At 35.5% G+C, this 17,430-nt stretch carries 19 protein-coding genes; 5 read left to right on the top strand and 14 right to left on the bottom strand.

Going from position 1 to position 17,430, the window contains the following annotated elements; translation table 11 throughout:
• Nucleotides 1–40 precede the first annotated feature (40 nt).
• The 3 genes from DFQ11_RS03190 (at nt 41) to DFQ11_RS03180 (ending at nt 2,968) form a co-directional block, all read left to right on the top strand.
• Entirely contained in the window at nt 41–1,495 is a 1,455-nt protein-coding gene (locus DFQ11_RS03190) for a sensor histidine kinase (RefSeq protein WP_189342975.1), read from the top strand.
• A gap of 127 nt (nt 1,496–1,622) precedes the next feature.
• On the top strand, nt 1,623–2,405 hold the full coding sequence (locus DFQ11_RS03185; protein ID WP_110474189.1) for an enoyl-CoA hydratase/isomerase family protein: 783 nt from the start codon (nt 1,623–1,625) through the stop codon (nt 2,403–2,405).
• Between the two features lie 134 nt (nt 2,406–2,539).
• Nucleotides 2,540–2,968 carry a hypothetical protein gene (locus tag DFQ11_RS03180; protein WP_146221497.1) on the top strand — a complete coding sequence of 143 codons (429 nt, stop codon included), beginning with the start codon at nt 2,540–2,542 and terminating at the stop codon, nt 2,966–2,968.
• 28 nt (nt 2,969–2,996) lie between these two features.
• On the opposite strand, the gene DFQ11_RS03175 is transcribed toward DFQ11_RS03180, so the two are convergent.
• The 5 genes from DFQ11_RS03175 to DFQ11_RS03155 all read right to left on the bottom strand — a co-directional run bounded on the left by DFQ11_RS03175 (nt 2,997) and on the right by DFQ11_RS03155 (nt 6,526).
• Nucleotides 2,997–3,659, bottom strand: coding sequence for an HD domain-containing protein (locus tag DFQ11_RS03175; protein ID WP_110474186.1), 663 nt, complete (start codon nt 3,657–3,659; stop codon nt 2,997–2,999).
• 6 nt (nt 3,660–3,665) lie between these two features.
• The gene (locus tag DFQ11_RS03170; RefSeq protein ID WP_110474184.1) at nt 3,666–4,649 is read right to left on the bottom strand and encodes an acyl-ACP desaturase; all 984 of its coding nucleotides are present in this window, start codon (nt 4,647–4,649) and stop codon (nt 3,666–3,668) included.
• 21 nt (nt 4,650–4,670) lie between these two features.
• Nucleotides 4,671–5,408: a lysophospholipid acyltransferase family protein gene (locus tag DFQ11_RS03165; RefSeq protein WP_110474182.1), complete on the bottom strand. Its 738-nt coding sequence runs from the start codon at nt 5,406–5,408 to the stop codon at nt 4,671–4,673.
• Between the two features lie 169 nt (nt 5,409–5,577).
• Complete coding sequence (locus DFQ11_RS03160) at nt 5,578–5,988, bottom strand: BrxA/BrxB family bacilliredoxin (protein WP_110474180.1); 411 nt, start codon at nt 5,986–5,988, stop codon at nt 5,578–5,580.
• 133 nt (nt 5,989–6,121) lie between these two features.
• Nucleotides 6,122–6,526 (bottom strand): hypothetical protein, encoded by a 405-nt coding sequence (locus tag DFQ11_RS03155; RefSeq protein WP_146221496.1) that lies wholly within the window; start codon nt 6,524–6,526, stop codon nt 6,122–6,124.
• A 131-nt stretch (nt 6,527–6,657) separates the two neighbouring features.
• Here DFQ11_RS03155 and DFQ11_RS03150 point away from each other — a divergent pair, with 131 nt between their 5' ends.
• Nucleotides 6,658–7,449: a TerB family tellurite resistance protein gene (locus tag DFQ11_RS03150; RefSeq protein ID WP_110474176.1), complete on the top strand. Its 792-nt coding sequence runs from the start codon at nt 6,658–6,660 to the stop codon at nt 7,447–7,449.
• Between the two features lie 140 nt (nt 7,450–7,589).
• Here DFQ11_RS03150 and DFQ11_RS03145 read toward each other — a convergent pair whose 3' ends face one another.
• The 5 genes from DFQ11_RS03145 to DFQ11_RS03125 all read right to left on the bottom strand — a co-directional run bounded on the left by DFQ11_RS03145 (nt 7,590) and on the right by DFQ11_RS03125 (nt 13,906).
• Nucleotides 7,590–8,750, bottom strand: a complete 1,161-nt coding sequence (locus tag DFQ11_RS03145) for a metal ABC transporter permease (protein ID WP_110474174.1) — start codon at nt 8,748–8,750, stop codon at nt 7,590–7,592.
• Entirely contained in the window at nt 8,743–9,870 is a 1,128-nt protein-coding gene (locus DFQ11_RS03140; RefSeq protein WP_110474810.1) for a metal ABC transporter permease, read from the bottom strand. Before DFQ11_RS03140 ends, DFQ11_RS03145 begins: the two co-directional genes overlap by 8 nt.
• A gap of 97 nt (nt 9,871–9,967) precedes the next feature.
• Nucleotides 9,968–10,702 (bottom strand): metal ABC transporter ATP-binding protein, encoded by a 735-nt coding sequence (locus tag DFQ11_RS03135; protein ID WP_158524979.1) that lies wholly within the window; start codon nt 10,700–10,702, stop codon nt 9,968–9,970.
• A complete protein-coding gene (locus tag DFQ11_RS03130; protein ID WP_110474170.1) occupies nt 10,702–11,613 on the bottom strand; it encodes a metal ABC transporter solute-binding protein, Zn/Mn family in 912 nt (303 codons plus the stop codon). Before DFQ11_RS03130 ends, DFQ11_RS03135 begins: the two co-directional genes overlap by 1 nt.
• 40 nt (nt 11,614–11,653) lie before the next feature.
• Complete coding sequence (locus DFQ11_RS03125) at nt 11,654–13,906, bottom strand: TonB-dependent receptor (protein ID WP_110474168.1); 2,253 nt, start codon at nt 13,904–13,906, stop codon at nt 11,654–11,656.
• A 99-nt stretch (nt 13,907–14,005) separates the two neighbouring features.
• Between DFQ11_RS03125 and DFQ11_RS03120 the strand changes: the two genes are divergently transcribed.
• Nucleotides 14,006–14,662 carry a metal-dependent transcriptional regulator gene (locus tag DFQ11_RS03120; RefSeq protein WP_110474166.1) on the top strand — a complete coding sequence of 219 codons (657 nt, stop codon included), beginning with the start codon at nt 14,006–14,008 and terminating at the stop codon, nt 14,660–14,662.
• Nucleotides 14,663–14,716: 54 nt separating this feature from the next.
• On the opposite strand, the gene DFQ11_RS03115 is transcribed toward DFQ11_RS03120, so the two are convergent.
• The 4 genes from DFQ11_RS03115 to DFQ11_RS03100 are packed head-to-tail and all read right to left on the bottom strand — an operon-like array spanning nt 14,717 to nt 17,397.
• Entirely contained in the window at nt 14,717–14,857 is a 141-nt protein-coding gene (locus tag DFQ11_RS03115) for a FeoB-associated Cys-rich membrane protein (protein ID WP_110474164.1), read from the bottom strand.
• Between the two features lie 12 nt (nt 14,858–14,869).
• The gene (locus DFQ11_RS03110; protein ID WP_110474162.1) at nt 14,870–15,052 is read right to left on the bottom strand and encodes a hypothetical protein; all 183 of its coding nucleotides are present in this window, start codon (nt 15,050–15,052) and stop codon (nt 14,870–14,872) included.
• Between the two features lie 25 nt (nt 15,053–15,077).
• Nucleotides 15,078–17,177, bottom strand: a complete 2,100-nt coding sequence (gene feoB / locus DFQ11_RS03105; RefSeq protein ID WP_110474160.1) for a ferrous iron transport protein B — start codon at nt 17,175–17,177, stop codon at nt 15,078–15,080.
• Nucleotides 17,170–17,397: a FeoA family protein gene (locus DFQ11_RS03100; RefSeq protein ID WP_189342974.1), complete on the bottom strand. Its 228-nt coding sequence runs from the start codon at nt 17,395–17,397 to the stop codon at nt 17,170–17,172. Before DFQ11_RS03100 ends, feoB begins: the two co-directional genes overlap by 8 nt.
• Between the last annotated feature and the right edge of the window lie 33 nt (nt 17,398–17,430).

Here is a 17,430-nt window from a genome sequence, read left to right as displayed (position 1 = left end):
AAATCAGAATTAAAAGAAGCCCAATTTTCAGGGTGTTTCTATGAAAATAAAACGTCTATCCTTAAGAGCTCGAATATTTGTGGCCATGATACTTTTAGTACTTATGGCTTCCGTATTGATAGCTTTGGTTACTATTTATCAATATAATGAAGAGGCAAAAGACTATCATAGGGAACGATTAGAGCGTAAGGAAAGAGCGATTAGACGTAGTATTGAATTCGTCATTAGAGAAACAACCTATCCGGTTACAACGGAGAATATTCCACTTATTTTTAAAGATGAAATTTTCGATATCGATGCGATTCACAATTTGCAGGTCAACCTTTATGATATCAAAGGTGAATTATTAATAAGTTCCAAACGAACCATTCAAAAAGACACCACCGAGCAACTCTTAGATGCTTCAATTTTAAATGCCTTAGCCAATACATTAGATCATCGTCATGTAGTTAAAAATGTTGAAGCAGGACAAACCTTTCAATCGTCTTATACTTATATCACAGATGGTAGATTTAAAAATTTAGCCATCTTAAATTTACCTTATTTAGAGAATGATGACTTTTTAAATAGAGAGTTGAAGGAATTTTTAATGCGTTTAGGTTATGCCTATTTGGTGATGATTCTAGTGGCTATAGGGTTTGCTTACTTGATTTCTAAATACATCACTAAATCGTTAAAAACCATAAGCGATAAGATGTATGAGACGCGCCTTGAAAAGCGCAATAAGAAAATTCAAATAGACTCTTCAAGTGAGGAAATTGAAACCTTGGTCAATTCCTACAATAGTATGATTGATGAGCTTGAAGCGAGTGCTGTTAAATTAGCGACTAATGAGCGTGAACAAGCTTGGCGTGAAATGGCAAAACAAGTCGCTCACGAAATTAAAAATCCGCTGACACCAATGCGACTGAGTGTTCAGAGCTTTCAACGAAAGTTTAATCCGGAAGACGAAAATATTCATCAAAAGGTTGAAGAGTATAGCAATACATTGATTCAGCAAATTGATACGATGAGTTCTATTGCTTCGGCGTTTTCAAATTTTGCTAAAATGCCAGCGCAACAAAGTGAAGAACTTAATGTGGTGCATATTGTAAAATTGGCACTCGATATTTTTAATGAAGATTATATAGAATACTATCCTGAAGAGAAGGAATTAGTAGCTAAGTTCGATAGAACGCAATTAATTAGAGTGGTCACTAATTTGGTGAAAAATGGCATTCAAGCTATTCCTGAAGACTCTAAAAATCCGAAAATAGAAGTTCGTGTGTTTAGTCAGGATGACAATGTCGTGATTACTATTGAAGACAATGGTTTGGGTATTTCAGAGGATACTCAAGCTAAGATTTTTGAACCTAAATTCACGACGAAATCTAGTGGTATGGGATTAGGCTTAGCCATGGTAAAAAACATTGTGGAAACTCATAATGGAAGTATTACCTTTACATCTCAGAAAGGAAAAGGAACCATTTTTAAAGTCGCTTTTCCAAAGGAATAAGTTTCTACGCAAGGACGTATGTATATTTATTCTTTTGAATAATTGGAAATAATCAAATCATGGTTTCCACGACAGTGGAATACGAAATATATATAAATTCTCTTTAGGAGAGTAAAACGACATTTTTATGAATTACGAAAATATTCTATCTCAAACATCAAATGGGATCACAACCATTACCATTAACAGACCAAAGAAGTTAAACGCATTAAACAAAGCAACTATCGAGGAGCTACACGATGCATTTAAAGCAGCAGATAAAGACAAAAGCACCAAAGTAATTATTGTCACCGGAAGTGGGGATAAGGCGTTTGTAGCTGGTGCAGATATTAGCGAATTTGCTCATTTTAATGAAAAAGAAGGAGCGAAGTTGGCCGCACAAGGACAAGAATTATTATTTGATTTTGTCGAAAACTTAAGTACTCCAGTAATTGCAGCTGTTAACGGTTTTGCCCTTGGTGGCGGATTGGAATTAGCTATGGCCTGTCACTTTAGAGTTGCCAGTAGCAATGCAAAAATGGGCTTACCAGAAGTGTCGTTAGGCGTTATTCCTGGCTATGGAGGAACGCAGCGTTTACCGCAATTAGTTGGTAAAGGAAGAGCTATGGAAATGGTAATGACTGCTGGAATGATTGATGCCAATCAGGCTTTAAATTACGGCTTAGTCAATCATGTTGTTGAACCAGACGAATTATTGCCATTGGCTGAAAAGATTGCCAATAAAATTATGCGTAATTCTTCAGTGGCCATTGGAAAAGCGATAAAAGCCGTTAATGCTAATTTTAAAGATGGTAAAAACGGTTATAAAGTAGAAATTAAGCAATTTGGAAAGTGTTTTGGAAGCGAAGATTTCGTGGAAGGCACAACAGCGTTTTTAGAAAAACGTAAAGCTGATTTTCCTGGGAAGTAAATTAGATAATTGAAAAGAGGCTTTAAATCTCTTTTTACAGTCAAATACACTAGGCTTAGTGATACTTGAATTTAAAGTATCGCTAAGTCTATTTCATTTTGATAAACTCGTATATTTATACTAAAATCAGCATTATGAAACTCATAACATATTTTAAAATGGGCCTAATCTGCTTAACGATGCTAGTCTTAAGTTGTGAAAAGGACGATATTAAAGTTAGCAATAGCGAATATGTTTCTGGTGGGATCGGTACATCTCAGACCACTGGTGCTATAGAGTTTAATTTTAAAATTCCACGACATTATGCTTCGGGGAAGGTTAGTGTGGAATTACCGGATCTTGGGATTTACGATGAAGTACAAGGAACAGGTGATTTGCAAATTAAGTTTTTAAACATTTCCTCTGGAACTTATAACTACCTATTTGAATTATGGGCATTAGAAAATAATTTTGGAGGAGGAGGCGTTGAAGATGGTCATCCGCTGAATAAATATTTCACTCTAGATGAAAACCTAGAGGTGCGTAATGGAAAAACTTTAAAAATTAAGGTCGACTTAGATTAGCTAAAGCGTCGTGCTGTTTCAGATGAAATTATAATTTTCCTTCCCATTCTCCATAAAACTGCTTTAAGAATCCTTCCATGTACTTGTGACGTTCTAAAGCAATTCGTTGGCCTGTTTTAGTGTTCATTTGATCTTTCAACAATAACAATTTTTCATAAAAATGATTAATTGTAGGCGCATTAGAACTTTTATATTCATCCTTTGTCATGTTGAGGTTGGGCTGAATTTCAGGATCGTAAAGCGCTCTGTTTTTAAATCCGCCATAATTGAAACAACGCGCAATACCAATAGCACCTATGGCATCCAATCGATCTGCATCTTGAACAACCTCCATTTCAAGTGAACTAAAGGCACCATTTACATCGAAGGAATTCTTGAAGGACATATGATCAATAATCTGGGTCACATGTTGAATGACCTGACTATCTACATTCTGACTTAAAAGAAATTCACTTGCTATTTTAGAACCTAAGGTTTCGTCGCCATCGTGAAATTTAGGATCGGCAATATCATGAAGTAAAGCGGCTAGCGAAACGACTAAAGTGTCTACCTTTTCGTTTTTAGCAATCAGCAGACTGTTTTTATACACACGTTCAATATGAAACCAATCATGGCCACCTTCGGCATTCTGAAGTTTGGTTTTCACAAATGCGATGGTGGCTTCAATAAGTTGTTCCTCTGAGTTGTCCATTCAAGATTATATGGCAGGTTCAACCCATTTAAATTGATATGAATTTTCAGGAATTTTCATTCGTTCAGATAAACGATACATGCGCGGTGGTAATTTCATTAAATAGTCACGTGCTCGTTCAGCTTCATCTGTAAGGCCAGTGATTTTATCGATTTTCCAACGTTCAATAAGTTTTTGGAGAATATCAACATAGTCATTTGCGGTATAGACACCAATACGCTGTGCAGTATTAGAAAATTCTTCAAACGCAGTTCCTATGCTTTCTCCAGATTCTCTTAAGAAATGCGCTGGCATAGCAATTTTACGCTTCATCATATAATGGAAAGCCATCATCATTTGACTTGGATCCACTTCAAAAATACGTTCTACAAATTCTGAATAAGCATGGTGGTGACGCATTTCATCGCCAGAGATAATTTTACACATCTTAGCCAATTGCTTATTTCCTTTTTGTTTTGCGATTTTTGCAACACGATTATGAGAGATATACGTTGCAAATTCTTGAAAACTGGTATATACAAAGTTTTTATAAGGATCTCTACCGGTTCCAATATCAAAGCCGTCATTAATTAAATACTGTGTGGTTTTTTCAATCTCCTTCATATTAACACGGCCAGATAGATACAAGTATTTGTTCAATACATCACCATGTCTGTTTTCTTCACCTGTCCAATGTCTTAACCACGTGGACCAACCATTACGTTCTATTTGGTCAACACCTTCAACATCCATTAACCAAGATTCATAACTTGGTAATGCTTCTTCGGTAATCATATCACCTACTAAAACCACCCAGAAATCGTAAGGCAATTCTTTAGATAGCTCTCTGATTTCTTTCACTTCTTCAAAAAACGAGTCTTTTGTAGAATCTGGTAAGAAATCTGTAGGTTGCCAGATTTTTTCAACGGGAATTAAATACTTTTCAATAAGGGAATCCACATCTTTTTCGAGATGCTGCATCACTTCTAGTCTTACGTTTTTTAGCGACATCTTAATGTTACTTTTTGGCTGTTATACTTTGATCGAATCAACAATTGTTTGTTCAACCTGCTTAATTAATTCGACTTTATCTGTAAAGTTAGCAATTTCTATGGGCTTATGTACAGTAAATATCATATGATTTCCTATGCCCATTGGAAAATTACCATATCGTAGCATCTTCCAAGAGTTGTTTACCGTCACAGGAACAATGAGCGCTGATGGAACTTTCTTCATTAACATTTCGAGACCTTTGGTTTTGAATGGTTTTGGTTGACCATCGCGACTTCGCGTACCTTCAGGAAATATAACAGCTGCTCTTTTAGTGTCTTTAATATAGTCTCCAAATTTCATCATGGCAGATAAGGCTTGCCTTGGATCTTTTCGGTCTATTAAAACTGAACCTCCATGCCTTAAATTGTAGGAGACACTCGGAATTCCTTTTCCTAATTCTTTCTTAGCCACAAATTTTACATGGTGTTTTCTCATATACCACATAATGGGAGAAATATCGTACATGCTTTGATGATTAGAAACAATTATCAATGCTTTATCTGTAGGAATATCATGTGGGTTATTGAATGTAATTCTAGTTCCTAAAACATTGAGGCAACGCATTAAGAAAAACTGCAGGAAATCTACTGTTTTCTTATGTGCTTGGTAACCGAATACATTAAATGTAAGCCATTGAATCGGGTGAAAAATGACCAAGGTTAAACCGAAACATATATAATATATAACGGATATGGGATAGGCTAATAGTTTTCGCACAACATAAAATTTATTAAAGACAAATGTAATTAAAATCTTAGGCTTTTAGAGACTAAAGCCAAGGAATGCCTTGCTGTACTTTTGACTAATTATGTGAAGATATTTAGTAATTAACTCTTTAAATAAAAAAGCCACGATTGATGTCGTGGCTTTTAAAATTCTAATTTTCTTAGCAATGCTGATTGTAAGCATCTTTAAGGTTGTCTGCAATTAATTCTGCAGGACGACCTTCTATATGATGACGCTCTAACATATGAACTAATTCCCTATCTTTAAATAAAGCGATACATGGTGAACTTGGAGGAAAAGGAACCATATATTCTCTTGCCTTGTTCGTTGCTTCTTTATCTACACCTGCAAAAACAGTTACAAGGTGATCTGGGTGTTTATCGTTTTTTATACTCATACTAGCACCAGGTCTAGCATTTGCTGCTGCACAACCACAAACTGAATTTACAACTACTAAAGTTGTTCCTTCTTTTGCTATAGCGTTATCCACAGCTTCTGAGGTATGTAATTCTTCAAAACCTACGTTGGTTAAATCCTCACGCATTGGTTTTACTAATTCTGCTGGATACATATTTTATAATTTTTAATTAATCTGATTTGAATTACAAAGATAAGGAAAAATAGTCCGCTGCATTAAGACTTTAGTAAGCAGTTTAAATAGAGCTATTGTGGTTTTCTATAGCATTAAATCGAAACAATAAGGGCTATTTACTGAAAGTATATTGAAAACCATCTGAAATATATCCTTCATCAATTATGAGCTGATGGGTGGTAAGGCTTGTTATTTTTAATTCAGTGTTTTCAATTATTAAAGTTGTATCGTTAGCTGTCGTAATCACTTCATAATTATAGACACCAGAAGGGTAACCACTGTGAATTACGTTGGAGGTGTTGTTATTTGTGATGTTGATGGTATGGTCGTTATCGTTAAAATCCCAAACAATTATTCCTGTTTCAAAATCATCATTAACTCCTGCTAATCCGCCAAGAATATGAGTTAAAGACCAAGAACCATGGAGCGTTGATTCGTCGTTTTGTGGGGTGTCATCATTTTGGTTACAACTCAAAGAGAGCAGCAATAACACCATGAGATAAGTAGACTTTTTCAAAATACTGAGGTATATATTATACTTGTAAGATACGATTTTAGAGAAAGGGTTGCGTACAAATCGTAACAAAATGCCTTCTCAAGCAACTAACATATAGTATATTTATACCCTCAGAAAATTAAAAGAAAGATATGAGTTTTGCAAAATGGATTGGTGGTGCTTTAGGTTGGTCATTTGGAGGCCCAATTGGTGCTATAATTGGATTGGCTCTTGGAAGTTTTGTTGATAATTTAACGGATAGTGGATCGCCTTTAATTGGTGATCGTCAATCGGACAAACGAACGGATGGTCCATACCGAAGAAAACCAAATTACGGACAAAGAGGATCGAGACCACAAACACTGTCGGGCGATTTTGAAGTTAGTTTACTAATTTTAGCTTCGATTGTGATTAAAGCTGATGGTAAACAAGATCAACGGGAGTTAGATTTTGTTCGAAATCAGTTTGTGAATATGTATGGTAAAGAGAGAGCGAATCGTGCTTTTGAATTGTTTAAGCGCATCAATAAGCAGAATATTTCTACCAGACAAGTTTGTTTACAAATTAGGCAAATGATGGATCATCCATCACGATTACAGTTGCTTCACTTCTTATTTGGAATAGCAAAAGCCGATGGGATGGTTACTGAAGAAGAATTACGTCAAATTTATACCATTACAGGTTATCTAGGCATTAGTAATAGAGATTACCAGAGTATTAAGGCGATGTTCTACAATAGTAGTGATAATGCCTATAAGATTCTTGAAATTGATAAGTCGGTATCAGATGCTGAAGTAAAGAAAGCTTATCGTGCTATGGCTAAAAAATACCATCCCGATAGAGTTGGGCATTTAGGAGAGGAACATCAAAAAGGAGCAGAGGCTAAGTTTAGACAGGTGCAAGAAGCTTATGAACATATTCAGAAGGAGCGAGGGTTTAAATAGGTGAAATAGAAATTAAAGTTGAAAATGAAGCTGAAATTAAATTTTCAAGTGTTTGTTTTTAAAGTCGCAGAGTACAAAAATCATTGTTGATTTATGAAGTGTCTAATAGTTTTATCGTAAATCGAAACTCTTCAATCTGCCTATCCTCTAAATAAAAAGAAATCATCCTTCATGTCTTCAATCTGAGCATCTTCATTGGTAATAATATAATCGATGGCTTTTGAAGTGAATTCATCTCCTTTTTTAGTCAAGGAAACAATATTATTATCTATCTGGATCATGTTGTTTTTCTGCGCCAAATCCAAAACATTTTTAGAACGTACCTTTTGCCAATTGATATGTTCGTTGAGGTGATTGACGTGTCGCTCTTCAATTTCATCATGATTTTTAAGATGCAGTAAAAATGTAAGTAAGGAGACTTCTGTACGTTGTTGTTTTTGTCTATAAATTACTGCGATAATACCTTTTGAAGGAGCGAATAAATACACTAATAAAAACACTAATCCTAAAACAGTTGTAATTGAACCGGCAATGGACGCATCTAACCAATGCGCTACCCAATACCCTGAAATGGCACTAAAAATTCCGAAACTTATAGCTAGTGCCAACATTTTCTTCAAATTCGTTGTTAATAAATAAGCGGTTGCTGCAGGAGCTATCATCAATGCGACGACCAGAATAGCGCCAACGGCATCAAAGGCGCCTACGGTTGTAATAGAAGAAACAGACATTAATCCGTAATGAATAATCGCAGGAGAAAAACCTAGAGATGCTGCTAAACCTTTATCAAAAGTGCTGACTTTAAGTTCTTTAAAAAACAGGAATAAAAGGGTAATGGTAATTAGTAGGATTGATCCAACAACCCAAAGTGATTTTGGCCCAACATCTGTGTCTCCAATTGTTAATCTGTCGAAAGGGGCAAAGGCTAATTCACCTAATAATACAGCATCGATATCTAAATGGATATCATTGGCATTTTTTGCAATGAGAATGACGCCAATACTAAACATAGCAGGAAAAACTAAACCTATTGCCGTATCTTCTTTAACTAAGCCTGTTTTCTGAATGTACTCTACGAGCACCACGGTTATAATTCCGGTTAAAGCCGCTAATAAAATAAGTAAAGGGGAATTTAGGTCTTGTGTAATAAAAAATCCAACGACAATACCTGGTAAAATAGAGTGACTAATAGCATCACTAATCAAGGCCATTTTCCTAAGAACTAAAAATGTCCCTGGAATAGCGCAAGCCACTGCAACAAGACTTGCTATAAGCTGTATTTCAAATTGCGCGTTACTCATCAGTTCTATGTTGTTGGTTATATAGGTTGGAAGCCGTTTCAAATCCATGATCGGTTAAACTCCACATATTGCCTTTAATTATAATGTAGCCTTTGTCCTCTAGTTTTTTAAGTGAACTTCGAGTATATCCCCTAAAGTTGTTAAGTATCTTAATGGTATGAGGATGTGAAATGTCTTCATGTGTTTCCGCAATATGATACATAAAGGCTAAGGTTTTATGTAGTTGCAAATCGTTTCGGTTTTGAACAAACCGGATATGCTTAAAAAGGATTCCACGACTCGGTGAAAATATAAATGAAACCACTACAAACACACTTGCAACTAATACTATCACTGGCCCTGTAGATAAGTTATTCTGACTCGCACTGATAGCAGTTCCAAAGACACCTGAAAGCGCTCCGAAAATAGCCGCTAAAAACACCATTACTCCTAAGCTGTTTGTCCATTGTCGTGCAGCTGCGGCTGGTGCTAATAGCATGGCGCTCATAAGAACGACACCTACAGTTTGAAGACCTAAAACAATAGCCAATACAATAAATGTGGTAATGAGAATATCAATGAATTTCGTGTTGAAGCCCAATGTTTTTGTATAGTCTTCATCGAATAATAATATTTTGAATTCCTTCCAAAATAACAACATTACAAGTAAGCAAACACCGGTAACAATAGCCATTATCCAAACATCACTTTCCACTAAAGTTGCGGCTTGACCAAATAAATATTTATCCAATCCAGCTTGGTTGGCATTGGGTTGCTTTTGAATAAAGGTGAGTAATAACATACCAAATCCAAAAAACAAGGATAAAATCAGGCCTAAAGCGGTATCAGATTTTAAATGGGTTTTAGTAACAATTCCTCGAATCCAAAAGGTGCCAATCAATCCACTCACTAAGGCTCCAAGTAATAAGGTGTTACTGTCTTTTGCTCCTGTTATTAAAAAGGCGATAGCAATTCCGGGCAATGCGGCATGGGATATCGCATCACCTAATAAACTTTGTTTTCGGAGTACAGCAAAACTACCTAACATACCTGTTACAGCACCTAAAATGGCCGTTCCAAGTGTAATAGTTCTTAGTGTGTAGTCGGTGAAGACCAATTGTATGTATTCTGTTATATCCATAAATTCCATCGAAAGAAGGAATAGTTTCCTTCTGTAGCGATCAATTTCTTTATATTATATTATGTATTCTTGTTATTCCTGATTTCACAGGAAATAGTTACTCCTGAATGCTCACTTTATAATTAATACCATAAGTTTTAGTGAGGTTGTCATCATTAAAAATATCTCTCACTGGTCCGGTAGCGATTTTCTTGACATTTAAGAAAGTAACCCAATCAAAATATTCAGGAACTGTTTGTAAATCGTGATGTACTACAATTACTGTTTTTCCAGCTTTTCTTAGCGATTTTAAAATATTAATAATCGCTATTTCGGTTGAAGCATCTACGCCTTGAAATGGTTCATCCATAAAGTAAATAGAAGCGTTTTGAACTAAAGCTCTAGCTAAGAAAATACGTTGTTGCTGTCCCCCAGAAAGCTGACTTATTTGTCGGCCTTTAAAAGCTAACATACCTACTTTTTCTAAAGCTTCGAGTGCGGCTTTTTTTTCCTTTTGTCCAGGTCGTTTTATCCAACCTAAGCTTCCATAAGTTCCCATCATTACCACATCTAATGCTGTGGTTGGAAAATCCCAATCTACACTACCTTTTTGTGGAACGTATGCAACAAGTGGTCGTTGTTTGTCATAAGGTTTTCCGTAAATACTCACACTACCAGCAATGGGTTTTAAAATACCTAAGATGGATTTGATTAATGTGGATTTCCCTGCGCCATTTGGTCCAACAATAGCCATTAGAACCCCTTCTGGAATTTCTAGATCGATATCCCAAAGTACAGGTTTGTAGTTGTAGGCTACGGTTAAATCGTCAACTTTTACGGCTATTTTACTCATTATTTAAGGGCGTTAACTATGGTGTTCACATTGTGTTCAAACATGCCAATATAAGTACCTTCAACGGTACCAGCATTTCCAAGAGCATCAGAGTACAAAGTGCCACCAATTTCTACATCGTGACCTTTTGATTTTACTGCGGCTTGTAAAGCTTCAATTGTTCGTTGCGGTACAGAGCTTTCAATAAAAATAGCTTTAATTTTTTTTTCAATTATAAAATCCGATAAATTTTGGACGTCTTGAACACCTGCTTCAGTAGCTGTTGACAACCCTTGTAATCCTACGACTTCGAATCCAAAAGCTTTTCCGAAGTAATTAAAGGCATCATGCGCAGTTACTAAAATTCTTTTGTCCTCAGGAAGTGTTTCTATTTTAGCTTTAATCTTTTTTTGTAATTCATCTAACTTAGTTAAATAGTTGATAGTATTCGTTTGGTAGACCGTCGCATTCTTAGGATCATTTTCAGATAAAACTTTCGAGACTTCTTGAGCAAACTGCTTATAGTATTCAATATTAAACCATACATGAGGGTCATAGTTTGACGCAAAATATTCGGAACCAATTAAGGTAGACTTATCTAATGCTTCGCCTAATGCAACTGGAGTTTTCGTTTGACTTCCCATTTTTTCAAACACATCGACAAGCTTTCCTTCTAAATGTAAACCGTTATAAAAAATAATGTCAGCCTTAACTAATTTAGAGACATCACCTTCGCTAGCTTTATATAAATGCGGATCTACACCACTACCCATTAGACCTTGCAGATTTATAGAGTCACCAGCAATATTCTTTACCAAATCGGTAATAATAGTGGTTGTGGTCACGATATTGAGCTTCCCGTTAGATTCGGAATCGTTTTTACAACTGAAAAGTAGTATAATGAAGCTTAGTATAATAGCACTTTTTTTCATGTATCTAAAAATTTATTGCGAAGGTACTAAAAAATATGGTTTAATGGAGTCTGTATCGCAGACCAAAGAATAATCTGATTCCTTGATTTGGACCATAAATATAGTTGGGATCGAATGTTAGAGCGTATGGATTATCTAGGGTAGGAATTACATTTCCTTGACTGTCAAATTGTACATTTTTATCAAAAGGGTCTTCTGCTCGGGCAATTATAAATGGGTTGCCTTGTGTTGGTGTCCAATTTAGGAGGTTTTTTATACCTCCATATACTTCAAAATTATGGAATCCGTCATAGGTAACTTGAATATTTTGAACACTCCACGTTGGGGAGTATTCTTTTCTTGGATCTAAGTCTCCTAATAAAGGGAGTCGCATAGGCCCATAAAGGTTTCCTGTATAATCGAATGTGAGGTTCGAGGCATAATTTTTATAGGATAATGACCATACGCCTGAATAGCGTTCGGTGAGCATTTGACGCTTGCGTTCGCCATTTTCGGTTTGTGAAACATCTTGAAAAGTGGCACCTAAGGAGCCTTTAATACCGGATCCAACAACAGCATCTACATTAAAACTAAGTCCTTTTGATATGGAGTGTCCATTTAGATTGTCATAGATTATTTGATTTGGATTGGTGTCGTAATCTGGAATTATGGCATTGGTGAAGTAGGTATACCATGCCGAAGTGTCGAAAGTGAAATACATACCATTGTTGAGGTATAGTTTTTTTAAGTAATTGAGGTTGATGTTCAAGGATTTTTCCGGTTCTAATTTCGATTTAATTATAACCTCTCTTGCTCCTGTAAGTGCGGCATGTTCTTCTGTAAACAGGTTCACGACTCTGAAACCTGTTCCTGCATTTAGTCTAATAATATCATCATCAGTTGGTTTAACTCTATAGGCTAATCGTGGTGTAAAGATGTTGCCATGTCTGCTATCGTAGTCGTATCTGATACCTAACAATAAACTTTGTTTTTTTGAGAAATCAATTTCATCTTGAATAAAAAGAGAAGGAATTGTAATCTCATCGGCTTTAATAGTTGCCGTTGTATTATCATTGTAATAGTTATATCGCAAAGCGGTACTGATTAACAGATCGTGATTATTTATGGTCTTATCCCAAATAAATTGTCCGAAACCAATACGTTGCTGCGCTAAATATGCTGTGTTTCCATACACCGAATTTTGGTCATGATCGGAATATGAAAATTGAAATTTGATTTTTTCTGTTACCGGTAATTGGTAATCTCCTAAAAGCTCAAACCGTGAAGTATAAATACTTTCACCATAAACCTCGTCGCCACCTCTATAACTCGGGTTCCAATTCATATCTCCTCCCCAACGATCTTCATAAAAGTAACGTCCAGCAACAGTTAATTTACGATTGTTTTTTCTTTTAAAATCCCATTTCTGAAAAAAAGATATACGATCTTGGAGCGTGACATCAGTAAAATTATCGTTATTATTATCAACTGGATTATCGTAAATGAAATAATTAGCGCCCAACAACACATTAGCTTTTTCTCCTACACGAGCTTTAAAACCTACATCTGCATTAACTTCTCCCCATCCGGTTACAAAAGCATCGGCGAAAAAACGAGGTGTATTTTCAGGTAATCTTGTAATTACATTTATTAGTCCACCAACAGCTTCACTTCCGTATAAGGAAGATGCCGGACCTTTAACAATTTCTACTTTTTCAATAAGTGAATTTGGGATACCTGAAAGACCATAGACCGTTGATAAACCGCTTACTATAGGCATACCGTCGATTAAAACTAAAGTGTATGGACCTTCTAGTCCGTTAATATGAATATCGCCAGTATTACATAGGTTACAGTTGAGTTGAGGACGGACTCCATTAACGTTTTGAAGGGCTTCAAAAATATTTGGCGTAGGGTTTTTCTTGAAATAGGATTGAGTATAAACTTCGACCGGTACAGGGCTTTCTAAGCGTGATACTGCTTTAAGGGTTCCGGTTATAATGACTTCGTCTAGGCTGTCGTTATAATTTAAATCAAAGTCTATGGTGAGGTCTTCGTTTGTAATTTTAATAGTTTTTTTTTGAGTGGTATATCCAGTAAAAGACGCTGAAATTGTATAAGTGCCTGGTGTTAGATTATTAATGATGAAGTGACCATTTTTATCTGATGTGGCCCCTTTAGTGGTATTTTGTAAGTAGACATTAGCAAGGGGTAATTCTGAGCCTTCTGACGTTACTTTTCCGTTAATTTTATACATATTTTGAGCTTGAGTAAAACTGCAAAAAAGTAATAATAAAATAAAATTTAGTTTCATCTTTAAATTATTTTATGCAAACATAAAAATATATTTAGGGTAATCTAAATTTATCTTTAGAAAGATATCTTCTTTATATTTGTTATTCACTAGATAATTATGATCACACTTACAGAAGAAAACTACATTAAGGCTATTTACCACTTAGGCAATAATGGGGTGAATACAGTTAATACTAATGCCATCGCAGAAGCTATCAATACAAAGGCTTCATCTGTGACAGATATGATAAAAAAACTATCTGAGAAGAATTTTGTGGATTATAAAAAGTATCAAGGTGTGACGTTGACTGAAGCTGGTAAACGTGTGGCGGTGAATATTATCAGAAAGCATAGATTATGGGAGGTGTTCTTGGTTGAAAAACTTAATTTTTCATGGGATGAGGTTCATGAGGTTGCTGAGCATTTAGAACACATTCAATCTGAAAAATTAATAGATGAATTAAATGCCTTTTTAGATTATCCAACTCATGATCCGCATGGTGATCCTATCCCAGATAAAGATGGAAACTTTACGCATATAGATAAAATAGTATTGTCTAAAGCTGAGGTTGGTGTCGCTTATAAATGTGTAGGTGTTGTGGATACATCGACCACATTTTTGCAATATCTTGACAGTAATCATATTGGTTTAGGAACCTTAATTACCATAAACCATAAAGAACCTTTTGATAATTCTATTTCTATTAAATTAGAACATGGCGATATTGTGGTTTCTCAAAGTGTAGCTAAGAATCTCTATTTGAAAAAGATATAGTCGTCCTTAGGTTTAGAAGTTAATTATAGTTCAATCTATTCCTGAAAATAGCTCTTAATGACAGCCACAGCCATCATCTCCACCACAAGCTTTAGTCGACTTTTTCTTGGGTGACCAAATAAATTTTCTAATTAAAAAAAGCAAGGCAAAGCCTAAGGCGGCAAAGACTAATATGTTTTGAATAATTGTATTCATCACTTATAAGTTTTATTGAGAACTATCTAATGAGTCGTTTTTAACTCGTTTTCCTTTCCCTATAATTAGCAAAGCTATTCCAATTCCGATAAGTAAACCAGTGACAAAATCGGTAAGGTCTGTTTCTACTGTAAATGGTAGAATTGCTCCAATAATCAAAAGAATGAGGCCGATAATTCTTGTGCGATTCATCATTTAATAGAATTAGTTTAAGGTGAACTTATTTTAATACTTGAAAAGCAACTAATGCTACAATATACGCAAATGTGCTCATAATAACTAATTGAAGGATAGGCCATTTCCATGTATTCGTTTCGCGTTTTACAATCGCTAAGGTGCTCATACACTGCATAGCAAATGCGTAAAACAGCAATAAGGAAATTCCAGAAGCAAAGTTAAAAAGTGGTCCTCCTAAAATAGGATTTACTTCGCCTGCCATTCGGTTTTTAATGGTTTCTTCTTCATCACTTCCAACACTGTAAATCGTAGCTAAGGTTCCTACAAACACCTCGCGCGCAGCAAAAGAACTAACAATAGCAATTCCAATTTTCCAATCGTAACCTAAAGGTCTTATCGCGGGTTCAATAGCATGTCCGGCAATACCAATAAAAGAATGTTCTAATTTATGAGACTCTATTCTTTGGTGTAATTCATCTTCGGTTAAGTTCTCTGAAGCCACTTGTTCTGAAACAATATTTTCGGCATTATTAAAATCTTCACCAGGACCGTAGGAAGCTAAGAACCATAAGACAATGGATATAGCTAAAATAATTTTACCAGCTCCAAATACAAAAGCTTTTGTTTTTTCTAAAACGGTTAAGGCGACATTTTTAACTAAAGGCATTTTGTAGTTTGGCATTTCTACCACAAAAAAACTTTTGCTCTTTATTTTCAGTACCTTATTTAAAATCCAAGCCGAACCTACTGCTGCACCAAACCCGATGAGGTATAGTAACATTAAGGTAAGCGCTTGATAACTCAGACCTAAAATTCGACCTTCTGGAATGACTAAGGCGATAATAATTAAGTACACTGGTAAACGCGCTGAACAGGTAGTGAAAGGAGTTACTAATATGGTAATTAAACGCTCTTTCCAACTTTCAATATTACGAGCGGCCATAATAGCTGGAATAGCACAGGCTGTTCCTGAGATAAGGGGGACCACACTTTTTCCGCTTAGGCCAAAACGACGCATAACTCTATCCATTAGGAATACGACACGACTCATATAGCCACTTTCCTCGAGAATAGAAATGAAGAGGAATAGAAAGGCAATTTGAGGAATAAAAATAACAATTCCGCCAAGCCCTGAAATTATACCTTCTGCCAAGAGGTTGGTAAAGGCGCCTTCAGGAAGAGTATCTTTTACCCATTCACTTAAGGAAGCAAAGGAACTATCAATGAAATCCATAGGGACACTCGACCAATCGTATATAGCTTGAAAAATGAGTAAGAGAATGAACGCAAAGATGACATAACCCCAAACCTTATGTGTTAGAATACGGTCTAATTTTATTCGTAAATCTTTTGCCGACTTGAGGTCGATAGTTTGACCTGCTTTTAGCGTTTCATTAATAAATTGATAGCGCTTTATGGTTTCTTTTTGTTGAAGTCTTTTTAAGTCTGCCTTAGATTTAGTTTTAAAATCTTCAACCGCTTCAAAGGTTTGTCTATCGGTTTTACCAAAATTCACATCTTGAGTAATCACCAACCAAAGCTTATACAATAACTGGTTTGGAAAGGCTTTCCTTAAATCGTTGAAATAAGTTGGCTCAATTTCAGAGGCCTGTAAACAAGGTTTTACGGATAAATCTTTATAATTTGTAATTAGCTCTTTTAGCTCGTCAATACCAGTATTCTTTCTAGTGCTGATTAAAGCTATTTTCGTTTTAAGTTCCTCTTCTAAATAAGCAATATCTAAGCTAATGCCTTTATATGCCATTCTATCTGACATATTTATGGCTAAAATCGTTGGGATCTCTAAATCTTTTATTTGGGTGAAGAGGAGCAGATTTCGTTTTAAGTTCTCTACATCGCTAACAACAACGGCGACATCCGGATAATCTTTATCGTTTTTATTAAGAAGAAGTTCAATTACCACATTTTCATCTAAAGATGATGCGTTTAAGCTGTATGTACCGGGTAAATCAATGATATGTGCTTTTACACCTCGAGGGAGTTTGCAAATACCCTCTTTTTTCTCTACGGTTATACCAGGATAATTTCCAACCTTTTGATTTAATCCTGTTAGTGCATTAAAAACAGAGGTTTTCCCTGTGTTTGGATTCCCTATTAAGGCGACATTAATCTGCTTACTCATGTACTGTTTCGATTATAATGTGAATCGCAGTTTCTTTTCTGATGGCTAAATGAGAACCGTTTATGTTAAGATACATCGGATCTGCAAAAGGAGCAGCTTGGACAAGTTCTACCATATTACCTGGTAAACATCCCATTTCAAGCAGTTTTAAAGGAATGTGAATAGATGAAACATCTACTATAATTCCTCGTTGTCCGCGTTTTAATTCTGCTAATGTCAACCTCTCGCTTATTTAGAATTGTTTTAAAGAAGC

It is taken from the genome of Winogradskyella epiphytica (assembly GCF_003217215.1).
Lineage (GTDB): Bacteria > Bacteroidota > Bacteroidia > Flavobacteriales > Flavobacteriaceae > Winogradskyella > Winogradskyella epiphytica.
This window is presented reverse-complemented; position numbering and strand designations above follow the sequence as displayed.

Coding starts and splice junctions, on each gene's coding strand:
- DFQ11_RS03190 (WP_189342975.1), top strand. CDS start 41: ATGAAAATAAAACGTCTATCCTTAAGAGCTCGAATATTTGTGGCCATG.
- DFQ11_RS03185 (WP_110474189.1), top strand. CDS start 1,623: ATGAATTACGAAAATATTCTATCTCAAACATCAAATGGGATCACAACC.
- DFQ11_RS03180 (WP_146221497.1), top strand. CDS start 2,540: ATGAAACTCATAACATATTTTAAAATGGGCCTAATCTGCTTAACGATG.
- DFQ11_RS03175 (WP_110474186.1), bottom strand. CDS start 3,659: ATGGACAACTCAGAGGAACAACTTATTGAAGCCACCATCGCATTTGTG.
- DFQ11_RS03170 (WP_110474184.1), bottom strand. CDS start 4,649: ATGTCGCTAAAAAACGTAAGACTAGAAGTGATGCAGCATCTCGAAAAA.
- DFQ11_RS03160 (WP_110474180.1), bottom strand. CDS start 5,988: ATGTATCCAGCAGAATTAGTAAAACCAATGCGTGAGGATTTAACCAAC.
- DFQ11_RS03150 (WP_110474176.1), top strand. CDS start 6,658: ATGAGTTTTGCAAAATGGATTGGTGGTGCTTTAGGTTGGTCATTTGGA.
- DFQ11_RS03145 (WP_110474174.1), bottom strand. CDS start 8,750: ATGAGTAACGCGCAATTTGAAATACAGCTTATAGCAAGTCTTGTTGCA.
- DFQ11_RS03140 (WP_110474810.1), bottom strand. CDS start 9,870: ATGGATATAACAGAATACATACAATTGGTCTTCACCGACTACACACTA.
- DFQ11_RS03135 (WP_158524979.1), bottom strand. CDS start 10,702: ATGAGTAAAATAGCCGTAAAAGTTGACGATTTAACCGTAGCCTACAAC.
- DFQ11_RS03130 (WP_110474170.1), bottom strand. CDS start 11,613: ATGAAAAAAAGTGCTATTATACTAAGCTTCATTATACTACTTTTCAGT.
- DFQ11_RS03125 (WP_110474168.1), bottom strand. CDS start 13,906: ATGAAACTAAATTTTATTTTATTATTACTTTTTTGCAGTTTTACTCAA.
- DFQ11_RS03120 (WP_110474166.1), top strand. CDS start 14,006: ATGATCACACTTACAGAAGAAAACTACATTAAGGCTATTTACCACTTA.
- DFQ11_RS03115 (WP_110474164.1), bottom strand. CDS start 14,857: ATGAATACAATTATTCAAAACATATTAGTCTTTGCCGCCTTAGGCTTT.
- DFQ11_RS03110 (WP_110474162.1), bottom strand. CDS start 15,052: ATGATGAATCGCACAAGAATTATCGGCCTCATTCTTTTGATTATTGGA.
- feoB (WP_110474160.1), bottom strand. CDS start 17,177: ATGAGTAAGCAGATTAATGTCGCCTTAATAGGGAATCCAAACACAGGG.